This window comes from Paraburkholderia sp. 22098 (assembly GCF_052045935.1).
GTDB lineage: Bacteria > Pseudomonadota > Gammaproteobacteria > Burkholderiales > Burkholderiaceae > Paraburkholderia > Paraburkholderia caledonica.
On the sequence record NZ_JBQEPV010000001.1, the window covers coordinates 386,410 to 408,592 of the forward strand.

Sequence of the window (22,183 nt, forward strand, 5' to 3'; positions counted from 1 at the left end):
ATGCCGTTTGCCGGCTCTTGATATGACAGCGCAAGCCCTAAAATAAACCGGACATGCGCTGTACGAGCGCGCCGACCGCCAGCACTACAGGCGTCGCGCGCCGTCCGCTTCCAGGATTCATGCGGTGGCGCATCCCGCCGCCGCGTCCTACCCGCTTTGCAAAGAGGAACGCATATGGAGCAATTTCACGGCACGACGATCGTCTCCGTGCGCCGCGGCGACAAGGTCGCGCTCGGCGGCGACGGCCAGGTGACGCTTGGCAACATCGTCATGAAGGGCGGTGCGAAGAAGGTCCGGCGCATTTATAACGGCAAGGTGCTGGTCGGCTTCGCAGGCGGCACGGCCGACGCATTTTCGCTGCTCGACCGCTTCGAAGCGAAACTCGAAAAGCATCAGGGCAACCTCACGCGAGCCGCGGTGGAGCTCGCAAAAGACTGGCGCACCGACCGCATGCTGCGTCGTCTCGAAGCCATGCTGATTACGGCGGACGCGACCACCACGCTCGTCATCACCGGTAACGGCGACGTGCTGGATCCCGAAGGCGGCATCTGCGCGATCGGTTCGGGCGGCGCATATGCGCAAGCCGCCGCCAAAGCCCTCGCCGACAACACCGAGTTGTCGCCTCGCGAGATCGTGGAAAAGTCGCTGGAGATAGCCGGCGACATGTGCATCTACACGAACCATAACCGCGTCATCGAGACGATCGAGTAAGGACCCACGATGAGCACCATGACCCCTGCCGAGATCGTCTCGGAACTCGACAAACATATCATCGGCCAAGGCCGCGCGAAAAAAGCGGTGGCCGTAGCGCTGCGCAACCGGTGGCGCCGTCAGCAGGTAGAAGACCCGCTGCGTCAGGAAATCACGCCGAAAAACATTCTGATGATTGGACCGACCGGCGTCGGCAAGACCGAGATTGCGCGGCGGCTGGCCAAGCTCGCGGACGCGCCGTTCATCAAGATCGAAGCCACCAAATTCACCGAAGTGGGCTACGTGGGCCGCGACGTCGACAGCATCGTGCGCGATCTGATCGAGATATCGGTCAAGCAGACTCGCGAATCGGAAATGCGCAAGGTGCGAACCAAGGCTGAAGACCAGGCCGAAGACCGCATTCTCGACATCCTTCTGCCGAGCGCGCGTCCGGTTGGCTTCGGCTCCAGTTCGAGTGCCACTGATACCGCCGACGAAGGCGGCACCACTCGTCAGACGTTCCGCAAGCGCCTGCGCGAAGGACTGCTCGACGACAAGGAGATCGAACTCGACGTCGAACAGCCGCAAGTCGGCATGGACATCATGGGGCCGCCGGGAATGGAAGACATGACCGAGCAGATCCGTTCGATGTTCGCCAACATCGGCGGAGGCAAAAAAACGCGCCGCAAGATGAAGGTGAAGGAAGCGCTGAAGGTCCTCACCGACGAAGAAGCCGGCAAGATGCTGAACGACGAAGAGGTGAAAACCAAGGCGGTTCAGAACGTCGAGCAGAACGGCATCGTGTTTCTCGACGAAATCGACAAGATCGCGTCGCGCAATGAGGCAGGCGGCGGCGAAGTGTCCCGTCAAGGCGTGCAGCGCGATTTGCTGCCGCTCGTGGAAGGCACCACCATCAACACCAAGTACGGCATGGTGAAGACGGATCACATTCTGTTCATCGCGAGCGGCGCGTTCCATCTGGCGAAGCCGAGCGATCTGATTCCCGAACTGCAAGGGCGCTTTCCGATTCGCGTGGAACTGGATTCGTTGTCTGTGAAGGACTTCGAGTCGATCCTGGTGTCGACGGACGCGAGCCTCGTCAAGCAATATCAGGCACTGCTCGCCACAGAAGACGTGCACCTCGAATTCGCCGACGACGGCATTCGCCGCCTCGCCGAAATCGCTTATTCGGTGAACGAAAAGACCGAGAATATCGGCGCACGCCGTCTATATACGGTTATCGAAAAGCTGCTCGAAGAAGTGTCGTTCTCCGCCGGCAATCACTCCGGCCACACGGTGCAAATCGACGCGGCCTATGTGGATCGCGCGCTGAACGAAGTTGCCGAAGACGAAGACCTGTCGCGTTACGTGCTGTGACGTAGTGACGTAGTCACATGAAGCGTTGAACGAACGCAAAAACGGGCTGCCTGTAAAAAGGCAGCCCGTTTTCTTTTACACAATATCAGCGATAAAGCCGCGCTTACTGCTTGACTGGCCGCTTCGCGAGTTTGCGCTGCAACGTCCGCCGATGCATGTTCAAAGCGCGCGCGGTGGCCGAGATATTGCCGCCATGCTCGGCGAGCACGCGTTGAATATGCTCCCACTCGAGCCGCGCGACAGACAACGGCGTGGGGTGCTCGATCGCCTCTTCCGCCTGCAACGCGCTCGCCTCGCTTTGCAGCGCCGACAGAATCGTTTCGACGTTGGCAGGCTTTGCCAGATAGTTATCCGCACCGTCTTTCACCGCTTGCACCGCGGTGGCGATGCTCGCATAGCCCGTCAGCACCAGCATGCGAGCGTCGGGCTGCAAATCGCGTAGCGGTGCGACGAGCGTGAGGCCGGAGTCGTTGCCGAGGTGCAGGTCCACCGTGATCTGACTGAATTTTTGCTGGTTTGCCAGCTTGATCGCTTCGTCCGCGTTGTGCGCTTCGCTCACGGTGTACCCGCGGCGCGTCAGGCCACGTGCGAGGATGCCGGAGAACACCTCGTCGTCGTCGATCACCAGAAAATTCATTTCGCTCATGCCTGTTTCTCCGTGTTGGATGGTGCGGCGCCTTGACGGCCCGTGCCGGATATTTTTCGCTCGGTGAGCGGCAACCGCAAAACCGCACGCGTGCCACGCGGCTTGATCGAACTGACGTCGGTCAATTCGATCGAGCCTTTGAGGCGCGCCGCCGCCGAAAAAGCCAGATACAAGCCGACGCCGTGGCCGCCTTGCGTGCTCTCGACCGGCACCGCGCCGAGCGAGCCGCGCAGCGCGGCCGGAATGCCGGGGCCGGCGTCGCATACTTCGAATTCGACCTGATCGCCGCGCACCGTCAACGCGCACGACAACGTGACGTGATCGCGGCTCGCACGCGCGGCGTTGTCGAGCAAAATCGTCAGAATCTGGCTGACGGCAACCGTGTCGTCGAGACTGACATCGGCGGGCGGCGTGCCGATCCGCTCGAACTTCACATGCGGATGACGCAAGCGCCACTGCTCGGCAAACGACTCGAGCCATTCGTCGACAGGCTGACGGTTCGTCGCGGTCGTTGCGCGGCTGCGCAACCTGGCAAGCGCCGACGTGCACAAACCCATTTGCTGTTCGAGCAATTCGAGATCGGCCTTGTACGGCGCGAGCCCTTTATCGGTTCGTGCCGCGTCGCGCAGTTCTTCGGACAGCATCGCAATTGTAGACAGAGGCGTGCCGATTTCGTGAGCGACGGTAGCGGCCTGCACGCCAAGCGCGACCGCGCGTTCGTCGTGAAGCAAGCGCTGCTGCGCTTCTCCGAGCGCTGCGTCACGTAGCCGCAGGGCTCGCGACATGCGCGCGACGAACCATGCAATCAGACCGACGCTCACCATGAAGTTGACCCACATGCCGGCGCGATAGTAGTCGAACAGGTTCGCGGGGTTGTCGAGATTCAACGGCACTGAGTCGAAGCCGAGCACCGCGTAACAGGCCACGGCGAATGCGGCGAGCCACGCCATCAGTTGCCACGGCAAAACAGCCGCAGCAATGGCGAGCGACGGCAGGTACAGCGAAACAAACGGATTGGTCGTGCCGCCAGACAAAAACAGCAACGCGGACAACGCGCCGAGATCGACCCAGATCTGACCGAACAGCTCCATGTTCGACTCAGGGCGCTGCTGCGCGACGCGCCACCACGTGAGTCCGTTGAAGAGCACTTCGAGTGAGATGACCAGCAGCATGGCCGGCAACGGCAAATGCACGCCGATAAATATCTGCACGAACGCGATTGTCAGTAACTGACCGATGATCGCGAGGCTGCGCAGCCAGAACAAATGGCCCAGATTGACCCGGCCCGTGTTGGTTATACGATGCATGACTTCAGTTTACCCGTTCGGACGCTTCCGAATCATCTCGCTGCTGCACGGCGATACCATAGCTTTCCTTGTTAGTGCACGGAGCCGGTCGTTCGGCAGCCAATTATCCATGGTCACCTCTGACATGTCGTCAGCTTTCCTTAACTTCATGCGGCAAGCCGCCGCAGCCCGAAAGCACGGCGCTGCGGAATTCGAAACGCCATGGCTCGACGCCGCGGCGCAACTCCACTCTCTCGACAACGCGTCGCTCGCCTCGCACATCCACGCTTTGATCGAGCAGCAACGCCACGGCGATGCAATCGAACTGGCCGCCATTATTGCGCAACTCGAAGCAAGCAACGCCGACGCGCATTTTCGTCTCGGCTACGCATTGCAAATGGCGAACCGTCACGACGAAGCGATCGCTCCATATCGCCGCGCGCTCGCACTGAACCCCTCATTGCCGTCGCTCCGCTGCAATCTCGCCGGCGCACTTGCGGTCACGCACGGCGAGCTGAGCGAACAGATTCAGTTGCTCGAAGATACGCTCCAGGATCAACCTGACGACGGCAACAGCTGGACCAACCTGTCGAACGCTTATCGCAACAATATGGATGCATCTCGCGCGCTTGAAGCGGGCGCGCGAGCCGTCCAGTGCGCACCGCTTAGTCCCCTCGCCCACAACAACTATGCGCTGGCACTACGTGAAGCGCAACGCTGGGCCGAGGCGGCACAAGCCTCGAAAACCGCTTGCGCGCTCGCGCCCACTGACGCCAGCATGCGTTCGAACCTCGCGATGCTGCAACTCATGAGCGGCGATTATGCGAACGGCTGGCAGTCGCATGAAGCGCGCTGGAGCGGTTCGTCCGAACTGCGCGGCAATCGTCCTGCGCTGCCCGCGCCCACCTGGCGCGGCGAGCCGCTTGCGGGCAAAACGCTGCTAGTGTGGGGCGAGCAAGGCATGGGCGATGTGTTGCAGTTCAGCCGTTACATTCCGATGCTGGGCGAGCATGTGCATCGCGAAGGCGGCCGCCTCGCATGGAATTCGTTTCCGCAAATGGGCGCCTTGCTCGCCCGCAGTCTCGGCGGGCATGTCGACCACTACTCGGCGGGCGGCGGCGTCGAATCGCTGCCGCCTTTCGACTTCGAGATTCCATTGATGAGCCTGCCGTTGATCTTCGGCACGCGCGAGGCGACCATTCCCGCCACCACGCCTTACCTGTATGCGGACCCCGCTGCTGTGCAGCGCTGGCAGCAACGGCTTGCCGGCGAGTCGAGGCTCAGGGTAGGACTCACGTGGACCGGCAGCCAGGGTCATCAGCGCAATCCGTTCCGGCGGGTGGGCTGGGAACGCTATGCGAAACACTTCGGCGGCATTCAGAACGTAGCGTTCTATTCGCTGCAACCCGGTGCAGTTGCGGATGTCGGCGCGGCCAACGCCGCAGGCCTTCCGTTCGCCGACTACACCGCCGAATTTTCGACCTTCGACGACACAGCCGCCTTTGTCGGCGGGCTCGATCTTGTTATCAGCGTTTGCACGTCGGCTGCGCATCTGAGCGGCGCGCTCGGACAGCGGACGTGGGTGCTGCTAGACGTCAATCCCCACTGGGTCTGGCTGACCGGTCGCCGCGACAGTCCGTGGTATCCCGGCGCGACGCTGTACCGGCAGGAAGAATTCGGCAACTGGGATCCGGTGCTCCAGGCGGTGGCCCGCGACCTCAATGCGCTCGCTACCCGGCGCCGCGCGGCCTGACGGGCCACTGAAGCCAGCCGCGGCTCCGCCCGCAGCCCGGCGACGGTCGCGGCGCTGTCACGGCAGCCTCACGGCGGATTGGCACCAGGCTCGGCTTGGGCCGCTTTCGCAATCTCCGCTACGAGACATTCCGGGCAAAGGCAACGGCCGGCCGGGTCCAGCCGGTCGCGCGGCAGTGCGGGCATTTCGCGGCACCAGCAGTCGAAAGGCTCTGCATGCATCGCGCAGTCGAACGCGTTACCGCAGCGCGGGCAACGCGCGCTGCCTTGCGGGCGGGAAGCAGATGGTTTCATGGCAGGCAGATGGCCTCGCGAAGCATCGACGAGCCAATAATGCCACGGCCGGCGTCCGGCCGTGAGTCGTCCATTCGGCTAGTTCACAGGTGCGCGCGAGGCGCGGTACGCTCGGTCGTCGGCTGGCGCTGCAAACAGCACTCGCGCCGTGCGCAGACACCGGCTGCGTGCCCCGAGCGCGCGTGTCGAAAACCCTGTTGCAGCGCGCCAGTCCTGTACAATTCGCCGTGTTTTAACTGTTCCGTGCCCGAGCCTGCCGCCATGTCCGAGCTTCCCGACCTTTCGCAGATTGCGCCCACCCTGAAGGCTGAAATCCTAGCCGAGGCGCTGCCTTACATTCGCCAGTATCACGGTAAGACCGTGGTCATCAAATACGGCGGCAACGCCATGACGGAGGAGCGGCTGAAGCAGGGATTCGCACGCGACGTCATTTTGCTGAAGCTGGTCGGCATCAATCCGGTCATCGTTCACGGCGGCGGTCCGCAAATCGACCAGGCGCTGAAGAAAGTCGGCAAGCAGGGCACGTTCATTCAAGGCATGCGCGTCACCGACGAAGAGACGATGGAAGTCGTCGAATGGGTGCTCGGCGGCGAAGTGCAGCAGGACATCGTTACGCTGATCAACCACTTCGGCGGCCACGCGGTCGGTCTGACCGGCAAAGACGGTGGCCTGATCCACGCGCGCAAGATGCTGATGCCCGACCGCGACAATCCCGGTCAGTACGTCGACATCGGCCAGGTGGGCGAAGTCGAAGCCATCAACCCCGCGGTTGTGAAGGCGCTGCAGGACGACGCATTCATTCCGGTGATCTCGCCAATCGGTTTCGGCGAAGACGGCCTGTCGTACAACATCAACGCCGACCTCGTCGCGGGCAAACTGGCGGTCGTTCTGAACGCCGAAAAGCTCGTGATGATGACGAACATCCCCGGCGTGATGGACAAAGAAGGTAATCTGCTCACCGACCTGTCAGCGCGCGAAATCGACGGCCTGTTTGCCGACGGCACGATCTCCGGCGGCATGCTGCCGAAAATCTCGTCGGCGCTGGACGCGGCCAAGAGCGGCGTGCGCTCGGTGCATATTATCGACGGGCGTATCGAGCATTCGGTGCTGCTGGAAATTCTCACCGAGCAGCCGTTCGGCACGATGATCCGCTCGCATTGATTGCGGTCCCCCGCCCGGCACATAAGGCACGCCAAACCGGCGCGCCTTATGTGCGCTGCGGCAACAATCCGGCAACGTACGGCCGCCGCGCGACGATTGCTGCGGCCTGAACGGCCCTACTGACCATGCGCACTCCAACTTCCCGACGCCGCCGTCCGCACATCGCAGGCGGCCGTCCGGTCTGGCTGTTCGATCTCGACAACACGCTGCACCACGCGTCGCACGCCATCTTCCCTGCAATCAATCAGGCGATGACGCAGTACATCATCGACGCGCTCCAGGTCGAGCTCGACGAAGCCAACCGTCTGCGCACCGGCTACACCGAGCGCTACGGCGCTGCGCTCCTGGGTCTCACGCGCCATCATCCACTCGACGCAACCGACTTCCTGAAGGTCGTGCACACGTTCCCCGACCTCGGCTCTATGGTCCGTCACGAGCGCGGCGTCGCGCGTCTCGTTGCGGCGCTGCCCGGCCGCAAGATCGTGCTGACCAATGCGCCCGAAGCGTACGCGCGCGCGGTGCTGGCGCAACTTCGCATCGAGCGTCTGTTCGAGGAGGTGATCGCCATCGAGCACATGCGCGACCGGCGCCGCTGGCGCGCAAAACCCGACCACGCGATGTTGCGCAAGGCCATGCGCGACGCTCATGTGTCGCTGAAAGACGTGATCCTCGTCGAAGACACGCGTTCGCACCTGAAGAACTACCGGCGCCTCGGCATCCGCACCGTGTGGATTACCGGCCATCTGCCGCGTAAGCCTCACGCGGACGGCGTGCCCACCCGGCTGCCGGGTACAGGCCGGCCGCATTATGTTGATCGCAGCATTCGTTCGTTAAAATCGCTACGACTGAGCACCCGCTCGGTTCGAGTGAAGCGCCAGCAGACGGGACGACAGCCATGCAGCCGATCGACAAGCCTGACGAAGCCCTAGCCGAACACGAACCCGCTGCGCTGCGCGGGCAGCGCCTGAAACCGGGCGAGCGCCGCGTGCACATTCTCCAGACGCTCGCCTCCATGCTTGAGGCGCCGAAGAGCGAAAAAATCACCACGGCTGCGCTTGCGGCACGGCTCGGCGTGTCCGAAGCCGCGCTTTATCGGCACTTTGCCAGCAAGGCGCAAATGTTCGAAGGGCTAATCGAGTTCATCGAGCAGACCATCTTCGGATTGATCAATCAGATTGTCGACAGGGAAGAGAGCGGTGTGCTGCAGGCGCGCGCAATCGCATTGATGCTGCTGAATTTCTCCGCGAAAAATCCTGGCATGACCCGGGTACTCACATGCGAGGCGCTGGTCGGCGAACATGAACGGCTGACCCTGCGCGTCAATCAGATGCTCGAGCGCGTGGAAGCTTCGTTAAAGCAATGTCTGCGCTTAGCCGCAACGAACGCCGATGCGTCCGCTCAAGACGCGCCGCCGGTGCCCCTTCCGGCCGACTACGATCCGGCCGTGAGGGCAAGCCTGCTGCTCAGCTATATCATCGGCCGCTGGCATCGGTTCGTTCGCAGCGGCTTCGTGCGCATGCCGGCCGCCGACGCGGATTCCCAATTGCGAGTGATCCTTCAGTAGTCCGCTGAAGAAGGCGCGCCACGGGGAGTCAGACGCTGCCGCGTGAGAATTTCCGCTATACTTTGCGCCTGATCGCGGCCCTGATTGTCTCCGGAAATCGCTTCCCAGCTTCTCATGCCGCGCTTCGGAACACGTCTGAATACGTGTGTGAATTCCTGTTGTGAAAGCCTAGTACGCGCCGATTTGCTGACTCGATTGCGGGCGCGCGAACCAGTGGAAGATTTCCGCGGTTCACTATAAATGCGGCTAAAGAGGTCGTCAGCCGCGCACAAGTCTCTTCCTCCGTGCTTTGCCGACGCCGTCTAGCCGCCCTGTCTTTGTCAAATGGCGGAATGAATGGAATCGATCGGTATCGTCGCTCCACAAAAAATGCATTTCACCGAGCCGCTGCGTCTGCAAAACGGCAGCTCGCTCGCCAGCTACGACCTGATGGTCGAGACCTATGGCACGCTCAACGCCGCGCGCAGCAATGCGGTACTCGTGTGTCATGCGCTGAACGCGTCGCATCACGTCGCGGGCGTCTATGCGGACAATCCGAAAGACATAGGCTGGTGGGACAACATGGTCGGCCCCGGCAAGCCGCTCGACACCAACCGGTTCTTCGTGATCGGCGTGAACAACCTCGGCTCGTGCTTCGGCTCGACGGGTCCCATGAGCATCGATCCTGCCACCGGCAATCCATACGGCGCGACGTTCCCCGTGGTCACGGTGGAAGACTGGGTGAACGCGCAGGCGCGCGTCGCGGATCAGTTCGGCATTACACGCTTTGCCGCTGTGATGGGCGGCAGCCTGGGCGGCATGCAGGCACTCGCGTGGAGCATGATGTATCCGGAGCGGGTCGGGCATTGCATCGTGGTGGCATCGACGCCCAAGTTGTCGGCGCAAAACATTGCGTTCAACGAGGTGGCGCGCTCGGCGATCCTGTCGGACCCCGACTTCCACGGCGGCAACTACTATGCGCATAACGTGAAGCCGAAGCGCGGCTTGCGTGTCGCACGGATGATCGGCCACATCACGTATCTGTCGGACGACGACATGGCCGAGAAATTCGGCCGGTCGCTGCGCCGCGCCGAGGGCGCGCTCGACGCATACAACTTCAATTTCGACGTTGAGTTCGAGGTGGAGTCGTATCTGCGCTATCAGGGCGACAAGTTCGCCGACTACTTCGACGCCAACACCTATCTACTGATCACGCGCGCGCTCGATTACTTCGATCCGGCCAAAGCCTTCGAAGGAGATCTGACAGCGGCCGTTGCCCATACAACGGCGAAATATCTGATCGCGAGCTTCACAACCGACTGGCGTTTCGCGCCGGCCCGTTCGCGCGAACTCGTGAAGGCGCTGCTCGATCACAAGCGAACCGTCACCTACGCGGAAATCGACGCGCCGCATGGTCACGACGCCTTCCTGCTCGACGACGCGCGCTATCACAACCTGATGCGCGCCTACTACGAACGCATTGCGAACGAGGTGAACGCATGAACCAGCGAGCTCTGGACTATCTGGCGCTGCGCCCGGACTTTCGCGCGATCGCCCGCTGGGTCGAACCGCGCGCCACGGTGCTGGATCTCGGCTGCGGCGACGGCTCGCTGTTGTCGCTGCTCACCGAGGAACTGGACGTACAAGGCTACGGCATCGAGATCAACGACGCGGGCGTGCTGGCCGCGACGCAAAACGGTGTCAACGTGATCCAGCAGAATCTGGAAGACGGCCTGCGCCTCTTCGAAGACGGCAGCTTCGACTTCGCGGTTCTTTCGCAGACACTGCAAACCATTCACCAGACCGCCGCGATTTTGCGCGAGACCGTGCGGGTCGGCCGGGAATGTATCGTGTCGTTCCCGAACTTCGGCTACTGGGCGCACCGTCTTTCCGTGCTGCAGGGACGCATGCCGGTGTCGAAGTCACTGCCTTATCAATGGCACAACACGCCGAACGTGCGGGTGCTGACCATCAAGGACTTCGAGGCGCTCGCGCCCGAAGTCGGCATCGAAATTCTGGACCGCGTGGTGCTGCACGACGGTCAGACGGTGCGATGGGGGGTGAACTGGCGTGGTAGTCTTGCGGTCTATCGCGTCAAGAAAAGCTAACGCAAGTTATCCACATGTCGAACCCGCCGCACGAGGCGCCTGCACTTACCGCTCACGAAGAACATCCCGGCTGGCGCGCGTTTTTTAATACGCGCATGCTGATCTGCGTCTTTCTCGGCTTTACGTCGGGACTGCCGCTGTTCACGCTCGTCTACCTGGTGCAGGCGTGGCTACGCTCCGAAGGCGTCAATCTGAAGGAAATCGGCCTCTTTGCGCTGATCCAGTTCCCGTACACCTGGAAATTCATCTGGGCCCCGTTGATGGACCGCTACGTCCCGCGCTTTCCGGGCTGGCGCCCGGGCAGACGGCGCGGCTGGATGCTCGTCACGCAAATTCTGGTCGCGGGCGCCATCGCAACCTTGGGCTTTGTTTCGCCGCGCGACTCGATCTGGACCGTCGCGGCATTGACGGCGCTGGTCGCATTCTTCGGCGCAAGTCAGGATATTTCGATCGACGCATACCGGCGTGAGTTGCTAAGCGACACGCAGCAAGGCCTTGGCAACGCGGTGCACGTAAATGCCTACAAGATCGCAGCGCTAGTACCAGGGTCGCTCGCGCTCATTCTGTCGGACCATTTGCCGTGGACTACCGTGTTCATGGTGACCGCCGCGTTCATGGTGCCCGGTATGGTGATGACGCTCGTTGTGCGCGAACCCGAAGTGCACGGCACGCCGCCCAAAAATCTGCGCGAAGCGATCGTGCAGCCGTTTCGCGAATTCCTCGAACGTGACGGCTGGCGCGGCGCGCTGTTCGTGCTCGGCTTCATCTTCCTCTACAAGCTCGGCGACACGATGGCAACGACGTTGTCCACGTCGTTCTTCCTCGACACCGGCTTCTCGCGCACGCAGATCGGCGTGATCGCGAAAACCACGGCGTTCGGCGCGAGTCTCGCGGGCGGAATCGTCGGCGGCATCTGGCTGATGAAAATAGGCATTGGGCGAGGCTTGTGGATCTTCGGCATCCTTCAGATGGTGTCCACGCTCGGCTTCGCATGGCTCGCGCATCTCGGACCCGCCTCGCCCGGTTTGACGGCTGTTTATGACATCGCAGTGTGGATCAGCGAAGGCACGACGCGGCTGCTCGCCTTCATCGGCGTCGACTGGTCAGTGCAACTCGAGCCGCGCTCGGTCGCGCTCGCGCTGGTCTACGGTTTCGAAACCTTCTCTACCGGTCTCACGATGGCGGCTTTTACCGCGTACATCGCCAGCACCACGGATCCGCGCTACACGGCCACACAGTTCGCGCTCTTCACGAGTCTCGCTTCGGTGCCGCGCACGCTGGCTTCGGCGGCGAGCGGCTACGTGGTGGCAAAGATCGGCTGGTTCGACTACTTCATTGTCTGCACGGCGCTGGCCCTGCCGGGCATGCTGCTCCTGTTGCGCATTGCGCCGTGGAGAGACAGGTCGTGAAGGCGTGTCTCCCGAAGCGGTTGCCGTCGCCGGACTCGCGCGCTGCGTGGTGCAAGGCCCGCCGCGGCGCGTTGCGTGCGGCGTTGAGCCTTGGCTTTGTGGGCCTGGTGAGTGCCGCCGCGCCCTCCAGCGCCTATGCTGCCGCGGCAGCGTCCCCCGCGGCAGCGGCCCCGGCTACTGGTAGCAGTGCCATCGCCGGCACGTCCGCTAATGCAACAACGGCGGCATCGCCGGCGCCGGTCACAAAATCCGCAGCACCGTCCGCCGGTGCGGAAAGCGCCACCTCCGCGACACCGGCCGCAAGCAGCGCGGCCAACGCAACAGCCTCCGGGGGCGGGCAGGCCGCAGGCACGTCGCCCGGCGCATCGGCGCAACCGCCCGCTATCGCCCGAACCCCGACCGCAACGTCTTCGCCCACTAGCGCGACGAAACCCGCAGCGGGCGCGTCGGCGCCGTACAGCCCGAACAATCAATTGCGCTTCGGCGGCTATCTTGTGTTCCGTAACCTGGTGCCGTCGCCGGTGCTCGAGGCACAAGCCGCAGAAGAGTTCAGCCAGATCGCGTACGGCGCGGAGCATGCAAACCGCCTGTACGGCGACACTGACGCGCATGTGACACGTGTGCGCTCGATTGTGGACAAGATGGTGCCGTACTCGCTCAAATGGAACGAGCGGGCCAAGGGCTGGAAGTGGGACGTCGCCGTGGTGCGCTCAACCGACGTTCGTATGTACTGCCTGCCAGGCGGCAAGATTGTCGTGTACGGTGGGCTGCTCGACCGCGCGCATCTGAACGACAACGAACTCGGCATGCTCATTGGCCACGAGATCGCGCATGCGCTGCGTGAACATGCACGGGAGCGCCTCGGTCAATTGCAGGCGAGCCAGCTCAATTCGTCGGGCACGATTCCACAATTATTCGGTCTTGCGGATCTCGGCATGGCGCCGCTCGGCATCGGCTCGCGCCTGCTCGAAATGAAGTACGAAAACACTGACGAGACCGAAGCCGACGTGATCGGCAGCGACATTGCCTCTCGCGCGGGCTTCGATCCGCGTGCGGCAGTCACGCTTTGGGACAAACTCGCTCAGGCCACGCGCAGCAATCGCGAGCAGGGCTTCATCTACGTGCACCCGTACACGCCGGCCCGCCGCGAGGACATCATCAAGCGCTTGCCCGATATGCTGCCGCTCTATGCGAAAGCCATTGGCAAGACCGTGGATGCGCTCCCGGACTACGCCGGCATGGGCCGCCCGCGCCGCAAGCTCGCACGCGATTAAGACGGCTCGAGCAATTCCGCACGCGTCGCGTCAGACGTTGCTCACGATCGAGCCACGCATGTTCCAGCCGCCCGACGGCGAACACGAAATTCACTTCTTCACGTCGTGGTCGTAGTCGACCGTCAGCGGCGCGTGGTCGCTGAACTTGATGTCGCGAAACACGTCTGTGCGTTTCGCCTTGCTCGCAATGCCCGGCGTCGCGATCTGGTAGTCGATCCGCCACCCCACGTTCTTCGCATACGCCTGTCCGCGATTGCTCCACCACGTGTATTGCTCCGGACGCTGATCGAGCGTGCGGAATACGTCCACGTAACCGACTTCGTCGAACAGCTTGGTGAGCCATGCGCGCTCTTCCGGCAGGCAACCCGAATTCTTCTGGTTGCTCTTCCAGTTCTTGATGTCGATTTCCTTGTGGACGATGTTCACGTCGCCGCACACGATCACTTCGCGCTCGCGGGCAAGCTCCGCGAGATGCGGCATGAACTCGTCCATGAAACGGTATTTGGCCTGCTGGCGCTCCTCACCGCTCGACCCTGACGGCACATACACCGACACGATCGACAGCTTGCCGAAACGCAGTTCGACGTAGCGTCCTTCCGGATCGAACTCCTCGCTGCCGAAGCCAATCACGACTTCGTCCGGCTCGTGACGCGTATAGACGCCCGCGCCGCTATAACCCTTCTTCACGGCGTGCTGGAAATAGCCGGTGAAATCGTGCGGCGCGAGGAATTCCGGCGTCATGTCGTCTTGCGAACATTTGATTTCCTGCACGCAGAGCACGTCGGCATTCTGCTCGCCAAACCAGTCGAAAAAACCCTTCTTCGCCGCTGAGCGGATGCCGTTCAGGTTGGCGGTAATCACACGCAACATGTCGTTCCTTTGTCTTCAATTCGTTTATGAGATTCGTTCGGGGTGAACGGCGAAAGTCACTCGACCTCGACGCCCTTCAGCGATTCTTTCGCAGGCGGATATTCGAGCTTTAGCCCTTCGAACGTACGCAACAGCAGTTCGGCGACCATCAGATTGCGATGCGTTTTCGAGTCGGCGGGAATCACGTACCACGGCGCGTATTCGGTGGAAGTCGCGGCGAGGGCGTCGCGATACACGGCCTGATACTTGTCCCATTGTTTGCGCGCGTCGAGATCGGAGACGTCGAATTTCCAGTGCTTGGTGGGGTCGTCGATCCGCGCTTGCAGGCGCGCGCGCTGTTCGTCTTTCGAAATATGCAGCATGCACTTGACGATTGTCGTGCAACTGTCGGCGAGCAGCTCCTCGAACTGCCGGATGTGTCGGCAACGTACGTTGAACGCGTCCTCGTCGAGCGAGCCGAGGACGGTCGGCACCAGCAGATCTTCGTAGTGACTGCGGTTGAAGATAGTTAGCTCGCCGGCAGCAGGCGCCTGCGAATGAACGCGCCAGAGAAAATCATGCGCGAGTTCCACGGGCGTCGGCGCCTTGAACGGCACAATCCGCAAACCGAGCGGATCGACTTCGTGAAACACCGCGCGAATCGTGCCGTCCTTGCCGCTCGTGTCCATGCCTTGAAGGACGAGCAACACGCGTCGCTTCTGCTGCGCGTGCAGGCATTCCTGCAAGCTGTCCAGCTTCGCGCCGATTTCCGACAGACGCTCGCGGTCGGTGTCTTTCGATCCCGTCGAAAAAGGTTTTGCAGCGGGATCGAAATCGTCGAGCGAAAACTTGTCGTTTTTCTTGGTCTCGAAATAAGGTACGCGGAAATCGTCGAGTTCGGGTTGCTTCGCCATCAACACACTCCGTGATCTGCGTTCAGCGGCTTGCAAAAGCGCGGCCGCGAAATGAAACGGGCCGTTGCCTCCAACTTTCGTTTCCGGCAACAGCCCGCTGTCGCCAAAGCGCGAGCGCTTCAGCCGTATTTTCTCTTCAACTGCACTTCACTTCAGCTTCAGCCACGCTCCGGCTCACGACAGCTTTTTCTTCAGCAGCTCGTTGACCTGCGCCGGATTGGCCTTGCCCTTCGTCGCTTTCATTGCCTGACCGATCAGCGCGTTAAATGCCTTCTCCTTGCCCGCGCGGAACTCTTCAACCGACTTCTGGTTGGCAGCGAGCACTTCGTCGATGATCGCTTCGAGCGCGCCCGTGTCGGAGATCTGCTTCAAACCCTTCGCTTCGATGATGCGGTCGGCGGCGGCTTCGTCTGTAGCCGTCTCTTCCCAGATCGCGAGGAAAATTTCCTTTGCGATCTTGTTGGAGATCGTGCCGTCTGCAATGCGCTGCAGCAGCAACGCCAGCTGCGCGGACGACACAGGGCAGTCCGCCATATCGAGGCCTTCCCGATTCAGCTGCGACGACACCTCGCCCATCAGCCAGTTCGCCGCGACCTTGGCGTTGCCTGCGCCGAGCTTGACGACTACCGCTTCGTAGTACGCGGCCATTGCCTTGCTCGACGTGAGCACGTTCGCGTCGTACGGCGTCAGGCCGTACTGCGACACGAAGCGCCGCTGGATCGCTTCGGGCAACTCCGGCATTTCGCTCTTCACGCGCGCGACCCACGCCGCGTCGACTACGAGCGGCATGAGATCGGGATCGGGGAAGTAACGGTAATCGTGCGCGTCTTCCTTGCTGCGCATGGAACGCGTTTCACGCTTGTCCGGATCGTATAGACGCGTTTCCTGGACCACGGTCCCGCCGTCTTCGATCAGTTCGATCTGACGGCGCACCTCGTACTGGATCGCTTCTTCCAGGAAGCGGAACGAGTTGAGGTTCTTGATCTCGGCGCGTGTGCCGAACTCCGCCTGACCGACCGGACGCACCGACACGTTCGCGTCGCAACGGAACGATCCTTCCTGCATGTTTCCGTCGCAGATGCCGAGCCAGGTCACGAGCGTATGCAGCGTTTTTGCGTATGCGACGGCTTCTGCCGCGCTTCGCATTTCAGGCTCGGTGACGATTTCGAGCAGCGGCGTGCCCGCGCGATTCAGGTCGATGCCCGTCATGCCCGCGAAGTCTTCGTGCAGCGACTTGCCTGCGTCTTCTTCCAGATGCGCACGGGTGAGATTGACGACCTTCGAATACGCTTCCTTACCCGCTTTCTCGTTGGCCGGCACCTGAATCGTCACCTGGCCGCCCTGCACGACAGGAATTTCGTACTGGCTGATCTGATAGCCCTTCGGCAGATCGGGATAAAAATAATTCTTGCGCGCGAAGATGCTGCGCGGCGCGACCGTTGCACCGATTGCGAGGCCGAACTGGATTGCGCGCTCTACAGCGCCGCGGTTCATCACCGGCAACGTGCCCGGCAAGGCGAGATCGACGGGGCTCGCCTGCGTGTTGGGCGCGGCGCCGAATTGCGTCGGAGAGCCCGAGAAAATCTTCGATTGCGTGGACAGCTGCGCGTGGGTCTCCAGACCGATCACGACTTCCCATTGCTTGGTCATGGTGCTCACACTCCTGCCGGTGCTTTACGGTGCCAGTCGGTCGCGCGCTGGAACGCGTCGGCCACCTGCAGCATCCGGGCTTCATTGAAATAGTTGCCGATGATCTGCAATCCCACGGGGCGCTGCGCGTTCGCGCCCGCGCCGAAGCCGCACGGCACGCTCATGCCGGGCAAACCGGCGAGGCTCACCGACAGCGTGTAGACGTCGGCGAGATACATCTGCACCGGGTCGTCGCCCTTCGCGCCCAAATCCCACGCCACCGAAGGCGCGACCGGTCCCATGATCACGTCGCACTGCTTGAACGCTTCCTGGAAGTCCTGCGCGATGATGCGGCGGATTTTCTGCGCCTGCAGGTAGTACGCGTCGTAATACCCGTGCGACAACACGTAAGCGCCGACCATGATGCGACGCTTCACTTCCGGACCGAAACCTTCGGCCCGCGACTTCTTGTACATGTCGAGCAGATCGCGATATTCCGCGGCGCGATGGCCAAAGCGCACGCCGTCGAAACGCGACAGGTTCGACGACGCCTCCGCCGGCGCGATCACGTAATAGACCGGGATCGACAGTTCGGTTTTCGGCAACGACACTTCGACGAGCGTTGCGCCGAGAGCTTCGTATTCCTTCAACGCGGCGTCGATGGAAGCACGCACGTCGTCGGCGAGACCCGCGCCGAAATACTCTTTCGGCAGGCCGATGCGCAGCCCGGCGAGCGGCTTGCCGGCGCCGTCCTGTTTCCAGGGTTGGCCGAGATAGCGCGTGTAGTCTTCGTCGTCCCGCACGAGGCTCGTCGAATCGCGCTCGTCGAAGCCGGCCATAGCGTTGAGCAGCGTGGCGCAATCGGCGGCGCTCTGCGCCATCGGGCCGCCCTGATCCAGCGACGATGCAAACGCGATCATGCCGTAGCGCGACACGCGGCCGTACGTAGGCTTGATGCCGGTGATGCCCGAGAACGACGCCGGCTGACGGATCGAGCCGCCGGTGTCGGTGCCGGTCGCGGCGGGCGCGAGGCGCGCGGCGACCGCCGCCGCGGAACCACCCGACGAGCCGCCCGGCACGGCCTGACGATCCCACGGGTTCTGTACGGGACCAAAGTACGAATTTTCGTTGGACGAGCCCATCGCGAATTCGTCCATGTTGGTCTTGCCCACGCAAACCATGCCCGCCTTCTGCAGACGCTCGACCACCGTTGCGTCGAACGGGCTTTCGTAGTTCGCCAACATCTTCGAGCCGGCGGTGGAGCGCCAGCCCTTGGTGACGAACACGTCTTTGTGCGCGATGGGCAGGCCGGTCAGCGGACCGCCGTGCCCCGCGTGAAGCAGCGCGTCCGCGGCCTTTGCCTGCGCGAGCGTCAGGTCCGCGTCGACCTGAATGAAAGCGTTCAGGCTATTGGCCGCGTCGATGCGCTTCAGATAAAGCTGCGCCAGTTCGACGGCGGAGCATTCCTTCGCCGCCAGTGCGGCGCGCAGTTCGGTCAGACTTTTTTCATGCATTGCGTTTTGTCCTGGAAAGCGCGGCAGCGCGGTTCACGCTGCCGTAAGGGCGTTCGATTGCGCGCCGGCGAGCCCGGCCGGGGTGGGCTCCCAGCAGCGACCGCGAGGGCCGCCCGGGAAACGGCATGCTGTTTCCCGGCGCTCTGCCCGCGGGCTGCGCGGGGGCTCGCCATGCGGGTCTTACTCGATCACCTTCGGCACGAGATACAGACCGTCCTGCACGGCCGGCGCGGGACGCTGAAAGGCTTCGCGTTCGATCGTTTCGGTCACCGCGTCGTCGCGCAGACGCAGCGCGACGTCTTCGATCTGTTCGATCGGATGGGCAAGCGGTGCGATGCCTGTGGTATCGACCGCCTGCATCTGCTCGACGAGGCCAAAAAAGTCGTTGAGCTGGGCAAGCGTGTGTTCGGCGTCGGCGTCGGCCAGTTCGAGCCGCGCGAGATGCGCGATGCGCTTAACATCGGTCAGGGTCAAAGCCATGCAGTCACCGGAAAAAGTGGCAGACCGCCGCAGCGCGAAAAGAGCGCTGCGACAGTGGGTTACGACGCGGGAGGATGACCTCGAAAAAGGGGCCAGCGGCGGCAAAAAGTGCCGTCCGTTTCCTTCAAAACATCCAAAATTATAAGGTATCATTACGCGTTCGACCCAAACCCGGACCGACTTACCAAGGCCTTTCTGGACAATTCGTAAAGATAGTTCGGATATTTCTGACTCGGCCTTGCTTCGGCCTCCGGTAGACTCCCTCGCAGCTTCAAGTTCCGGTGGCGCCGCTTCGCCCGGTTGAAGCTGTTATTTTTTTCCGCTGCCGCCCTGCGCATCGTTGCGAGGGCCGGCCCCAAGCGAGACAGGATTTTGAATGTTCGGTTTTTTGCGCAGCTACTTCTCCAACGATCTGGCGATTGATCTAGGCACCGCCAACACGCTCATCTACATGCGTGGCAAAGGCATCGTTCTCGATGAACCGTCGGTGGTTTCGATCCGCCAGGAAGGCGGTCCCAACGGCAAGAAAACCATTCAGGCAGTCGGCAAGGAAGCCAAGCAGATGCTTGGCAAGGTGCCGGGCAATATCGAGGCGATCCGCCCCATGAAGGACGGCGTGATCGCCGACTTCACGGTGACCGAGCAGATGATCAAGCAGTTCATCAAAACTGCTCACGAGTCGCGCATGTTCTCGCCGTCGCCGCGCATCATCATTTGCGTGCCGTGCGGTTCGACCCAGGTCGAGCGCCGCGCCATCAAGGAAGCGGCTCACGGCGCAGGCGCTTCGCAGGTGTATCTCATTGAAGAACCCATGGCCGCCGCAATCGGCGCCGGCTTGCCGGTGTCGGAAGCGACCGGCTCCATGGTCGTCGACATCGGCGGCGGCACGACCGAAGTCGGCGTGATCTCGCTCGGCGGCATCGTGTACAAGGGCTCCGTGCGCGTGGGTGGCGACAAGTTCGACGAGGCTATCGTCAACTACATCCGCCGCAACTACGGCATGCTGATCGGCGAGCAAACAGCCGAAGCCATCAAGAAGGAAATCGGCTCGGCCTTCCCGGGTTCCGAAGTGAAGGAAATGGAAGTGAAGGGCCGCAATCTGTCGGAAGGCATCCCGCGCAGCTTCACCATCTCCAGCAACGAAATTCTCGAAGCACTGACCGATCCGCTCAACCAGATCGTCTCGTCGGTCAAGATTGCGCTCGAACAAACGCCGCCGGAACTGGGCGCGGACATCGCCGAGCGCGGCATGATGCTGACGGGCGGTGGCGCGCTGCTGCGCGATCTGGACCGCCTGCTCGCCGAAGAAACCGGTCTGCCGGTGCTCGTCGCTGAAGACCCGTTAACGTGCGTCGTGCGCGGCTCGGGCATGGCGCTCGAGCGCATGGACAAGCTCGGCAGCATCTTCTCGTACGAGTAAGCGAGCGAGATCGATGTCAGTAGCGCGGATCTGGCAAACGGCCCCTGGTGGGCCGATTTGCCGTTGGCTGGGCCAACCAGCCTCCGTGCGCTGAACCCGCGTTTCCAGCGCGCCGCCGCCTCACCCAACCGCTTACGCCCCCGGCGCCGACCATGGAATACAGTCCGCCGCCCCTGTTCAAGCAAGGCCCATCTGCTCTCGCCCGACTGCTGTTTTTCGTCGTGCTCGCGCTGGCTCTGCTGATCTCCGACGCACGCTTCAAAACGCTCGAAATCGTTCGGGGCGTGCTCGGCGCGGGTCTTTATCCGTTGCAACGCGCGGCGCTCGTGCCGCGCGACGTCTTCATGGGCGCCGCCGATCTGGCCGTGACCAGCGCCACGCTGCGCAGCGACAACGAAAAATTGCACACCAGGAACCTTCAGCTCGCACAGCAGGCGAACACGGCCGCTGAGCTGTCCGCTGAAAACGCCCATTTGCGCGCGTTGCTGCAGCTTTCGCAACGTGCGACCACGCAATCGTTGCCTGCGGAAATCCAGTACGACACACGCGATCCGTTCACGCAGAAGGTCGTCATCAACCGCGGCGCGCAGCAAGGCATTCAGAACGGTTCGCCCGTCGTCAACGAAGACGGCGTGATCGGCCAGGTTACCCGCGTGTTCCCGCTACAGGCCGAAGTGACGCTGCTCACCGACAAAGACCAGGCTGTGCCAGTACAGATCGTTCGCACGGGCTTGCGAAGCGTGATCTACGGCACGCCGAAGGGCGACACGCTCGATCTGCGCTTCGTGCCGATCAGCGCCGACGTCCAGACGGGCGACGAACTCGTCACGAGCGGGCTCGACGGCGTGTATCCGCCGGGGCTGCCGGTTGCCAAGGTGGTCCGCGTCGATAAACAGGCGGACACTGCATTTGCGCGCGTCATCTGCCTGCCTATCGCGCCGGTACGCGGCGCGCGTCAGTTGCTGGTGCTGCACTACGTGGCCGACGTGCCGCCGCGTCCAGCCGAAGAGCCGGAGTTGTCCGCTAAAGACGCGAAGGCAAAGAAGAGCGCGAAAGCGGCAGACAGCAAGGCCGCCGCCGACAAATCCGCCAAACCAGCGGAAAAGCCGGCCGCTGACAAGAACGCCACTAAGCCCGCGGCGAGCGCGCCTGGCCAGGCAGGTAAAGCGGCGCCCGCCGACCAGAAGCCCGCTGCGTCAAAGAAACCCGCCGCCGTCGAAAAAGCCAGACCCCAAGCCGCGCCGGGGGTGAAGCCATGAACCGTCCGCAATATATTCTGCAGCCGGTCAATCCATACTTCATCGCGTTCAGCCTCGCTGCGGCCTTTCTGCTGAATCTGATGCCGTGGGGGCGCCTGATCGGCGTGCCCGACTTCGTCGCGCTCGTGCTGCTGTTCTGGAACGTGCATCAGCCGCGCAAGGTCGGCATGGGCATCGCGTTTTTCCTGGGTCTGCTAATGGACGTGCACAACGCCAGCCTGCTGGGCGAGCATGCGCTCGCGTACACGCTGCTGTCGTATGGCGCGATCACGATCCATCGCCGCGTCCTGTGGATGTCGCTCGGTGTGCAGACTTTCGCCGTCATGCCGCTGCTGGTGATCGCCCAACTGGTGCCGTTCGTCATCCGTCTGCTGACGGGCGCGGCATTTCCCGGCTGGGGTTATCTGATCGACGGGTTCGTCGAAGCCGCGCTGTGGCCCGTCGCGAGCCTGCTGCTGTTGATGCCGCAACGCCGGCCAGCCGACCCCGACGACACGCGGCCAATTTAACGAGGCGTCGAGCGCGCAGGCGGTCCTCATGGAACTCATCTTTTCTGCCCGTTCGACGCCCATCGCTCT

The 22,183-nt window shown here is 62.4% G+C and carries 21 protein-coding genes; 13 read left to right on the plus strand and 8 right to left on the minus strand.

The features are described from left to right. Positions 1-174: 174 nt before the first annotated feature. Positions 175-711 (plus strand): ATP-dependent protease subunit HslV, encoded by a 537-nt coding sequence (gene hslV, locus ACTJLB_RS01785; protein WP_020067243.1) that lies wholly within the window; start codon positions 175-177, stop codon positions 709-711. Between the two features lie 9 nt (positions 712-720). Next, positions 721-2,067 carry an ATP-dependent protease ATPase subunit HslU gene (gene hslU, locus ACTJLB_RS01790; protein WP_020067244.1) on the plus strand — a complete coding sequence of 449 codons (1,347 nt, stop codon included), beginning with the start codon at positions 721-723 and terminating at the stop codon, positions 2,065-2,067. Between the two features lie 103 nt (positions 2,068-2,170). Here hslU and ACTJLB_RS01795 read toward each other — a convergent pair whose 3' ends face one another. Together ACTJLB_RS01795 and ACTJLB_RS01800 are read right to left on the minus strand one after the other, a co-directional pair. Then, positions 2,171-2,713 carry a response regulator transcription factor gene (locus ACTJLB_RS01795; protein ID WP_007179684.1) on the minus strand — a complete coding sequence of 181 codons (543 nt, stop codon included), beginning with the start codon at positions 2,711-2,713 and terminating at the stop codon, positions 2,171-2,173. After that, entirely contained in the window at positions 2,710-4,020 is a 1,311-nt protein-coding gene (locus ACTJLB_RS01800; protein WP_087752299.1) for an ATP-binding protein, read from the minus strand. The genes ACTJLB_RS01795 and ACTJLB_RS01800 overlap by 4 nt, the downstream gene beginning before the upstream one ends. Positions 4,021-4,129: 109 nt before the next feature. Here ACTJLB_RS01800 and ACTJLB_RS01805 point away from each other — a divergent pair, with 109 nt between their 5' ends. Continuing rightward, positions 4,130-5,752 carry a tetratricopeptide repeat protein gene (locus tag ACTJLB_RS01805; protein ID WP_440782275.1) on the plus strand — a complete coding sequence of 541 codons (1,623 nt, stop codon included), beginning with the start codon at positions 4,130-4,132 and terminating at the stop codon, positions 5,750-5,752. 68 nt (positions 5,753-5,820) lie between these two features. On the opposite strand, the gene ACTJLB_RS01810 is transcribed toward ACTJLB_RS01805, so the two are convergent. After that, complete coding sequence (locus ACTJLB_RS01810) at positions 5,821-6,045, minus strand: cysteine-rich CWC family protein (protein WP_033379526.1); 225 nt, start codon at positions 6,043-6,045, stop codon at positions 5,821-5,823. A 261-nt stretch (positions 6,046-6,306) separates the two neighbouring features. Between ACTJLB_RS01810 and argB the strand changes: the two genes are divergently transcribed. From argB to ACTJLB_RS01845, 7 genes are all read left to right on the plus strand, one after another. Next, positions 6,307-7,206, plus strand: a complete 900-nt coding sequence (argB, locus tag ACTJLB_RS01815; protein ID WP_013337747.1) for an acetylglutamate kinase — start codon at positions 6,307-6,309, stop codon at positions 7,204-7,206. Positions 7,207-7,331: 125 nt separating this feature from the next. Beyond that, positions 7,332-8,135 (plus strand): pyrimidine 5'-nucleotidase, encoded by an 804-nt coding sequence (locus ACTJLB_RS01820; protein ID WP_440782276.1) that lies wholly within the window; start codon positions 7,332-7,334, stop codon positions 8,133-8,135. After that, a complete protein-coding gene (gene slmA, locus ACTJLB_RS01825) occupies positions 8,102-8,770 on the plus strand; it encodes a nucleoid occlusion factor SlmA (RefSeq protein ID WP_440782277.1) in 669 nt (222 codons plus the stop codon). Before ACTJLB_RS01820 ends, slmA begins: the two co-directional genes overlap by 34 nt. A gap of 336 nt (positions 8,771-9,106) precedes the next feature. Then, entirely contained in the window at positions 9,107-10,252 is a 1,146-nt protein-coding gene (metX, locus tag ACTJLB_RS01830) for a homoserine O-succinyltransferase MetX (protein ID WP_027776801.1), read from the plus strand. After that, positions 10,249-10,857: a methionine biosynthesis protein MetW gene (metW, locus tag ACTJLB_RS01835; protein ID WP_020067251.1), complete on the plus strand. Its 609-nt coding sequence runs from the start codon at positions 10,249-10,251 to the stop codon at positions 10,855-10,857. Before metX ends, metW begins: the two co-directional genes overlap by 4 nt. A gap of 14 nt (positions 10,858-10,871) precedes the next feature. Further along, on the plus strand, positions 10,872-12,266 hold the full coding sequence (locus ACTJLB_RS01840) for an AmpG family muropeptide MFS transporter (RefSeq protein ID WP_440782278.1): 1,395 nt from the start codon (positions 10,872-10,874) through the stop codon (positions 12,264-12,266). Continuing rightward, positions 12,263-13,540, plus strand: a complete 1,278-nt coding sequence (locus tag ACTJLB_RS01845; protein ID WP_440782279.1) for a M48 family metalloprotease — start codon at positions 12,263-12,265, stop codon at positions 13,538-13,540. The genes ACTJLB_RS01840 and ACTJLB_RS01845 overlap by 4 nt, the downstream gene beginning before the upstream one ends. 90 nt (positions 13,541-13,630) lie before the next feature. Here ACTJLB_RS01845 and ACTJLB_RS01850 read toward each other — a convergent pair whose 3' ends face one another. The 5 genes from ACTJLB_RS01850 to gatC form a co-directional block, all read right to left on the minus strand. Beyond that, positions 13,631-14,410: an exodeoxyribonuclease III gene (locus tag ACTJLB_RS01850; protein WP_440782280.1), complete on the minus strand. Its 780-nt coding sequence runs from the start codon at positions 14,408-14,410 to the stop codon at positions 13,631-13,633. A gap of 56 nt (positions 14,411-14,466) precedes the next feature. Next, the gene (locus tag ACTJLB_RS01855; protein WP_440782281.1) at positions 14,467-15,303 is read right to left on the minus strand and encodes a PPK2 family polyphosphate kinase; all 837 of its coding nucleotides are present in this window, start codon (positions 15,301-15,303) and stop codon (positions 14,467-14,469) included. A 174-nt stretch (positions 15,304-15,477) separates the two neighbouring features. Further along, positions 15,478-16,953, minus strand: a complete 1,476-nt coding sequence (gene gatB / locus ACTJLB_RS01860) for an Asp-tRNA(Asn)/Glu-tRNA(Gln) amidotransferase subunit GatB (protein ID WP_440782282.1) — start codon at positions 16,951-16,953, stop codon at positions 15,478-15,480. Between the two features lie 5 nt (positions 16,954-16,958). Further along, positions 16,959-18,446 (minus strand): Asp-tRNA(Asn)/Glu-tRNA(Gln) amidotransferase subunit GatA, encoded by a 1,488-nt coding sequence (gene gatA, locus ACTJLB_RS01865; RefSeq protein WP_440782283.1) that lies wholly within the window; start codon positions 18,444-18,446, stop codon positions 16,959-16,961. A 180-nt stretch (positions 18,447-18,626) separates the two neighbouring features. Further along, on the minus strand, positions 18,627-18,926 hold the full coding sequence (gatC, locus tag ACTJLB_RS01870) for an Asp-tRNA(Asn)/Glu-tRNA(Gln) amidotransferase subunit GatC (RefSeq protein ID WP_027776807.1): 300 nt from the start codon (positions 18,924-18,926) through the stop codon (positions 18,627-18,629). A gap of 376 nt (positions 18,927-19,302) precedes the next feature. Between gatC and ACTJLB_RS01875 the strand changes: the two genes are divergently transcribed. From ACTJLB_RS01875 to mreD, 3 genes are all read left to right on the plus strand, one after another. After that, on the plus strand, positions 19,303-20,346 hold the full coding sequence (locus ACTJLB_RS01875) for a rod shape-determining protein (protein WP_004189550.1): 1,044 nt from the start codon (positions 19,303-19,305) through the stop codon (positions 20,344-20,346). 152 nt (positions 20,347-20,498) lie between these two features. Then, positions 20,499-21,605 carry a rod shape-determining protein MreC gene (gene mreC / locus ACTJLB_RS01880; protein WP_087752310.1) on the plus strand — a complete coding sequence of 369 codons (1,107 nt, stop codon included), beginning with the start codon at positions 20,499-20,501 and terminating at the stop codon, positions 21,603-21,605. After that, complete coding sequence (gene mreD, locus ACTJLB_RS01885; protein ID WP_020067261.1) at positions 21,602-22,114, plus strand: rod shape-determining protein MreD; 513 nt, start codon at positions 21,602-21,604, stop codon at positions 22,112-22,114. Before mreC ends, mreD begins: the two co-directional genes overlap by 4 nt. Positions 22,115-22,183 lie beyond the last annotated feature (69 nt).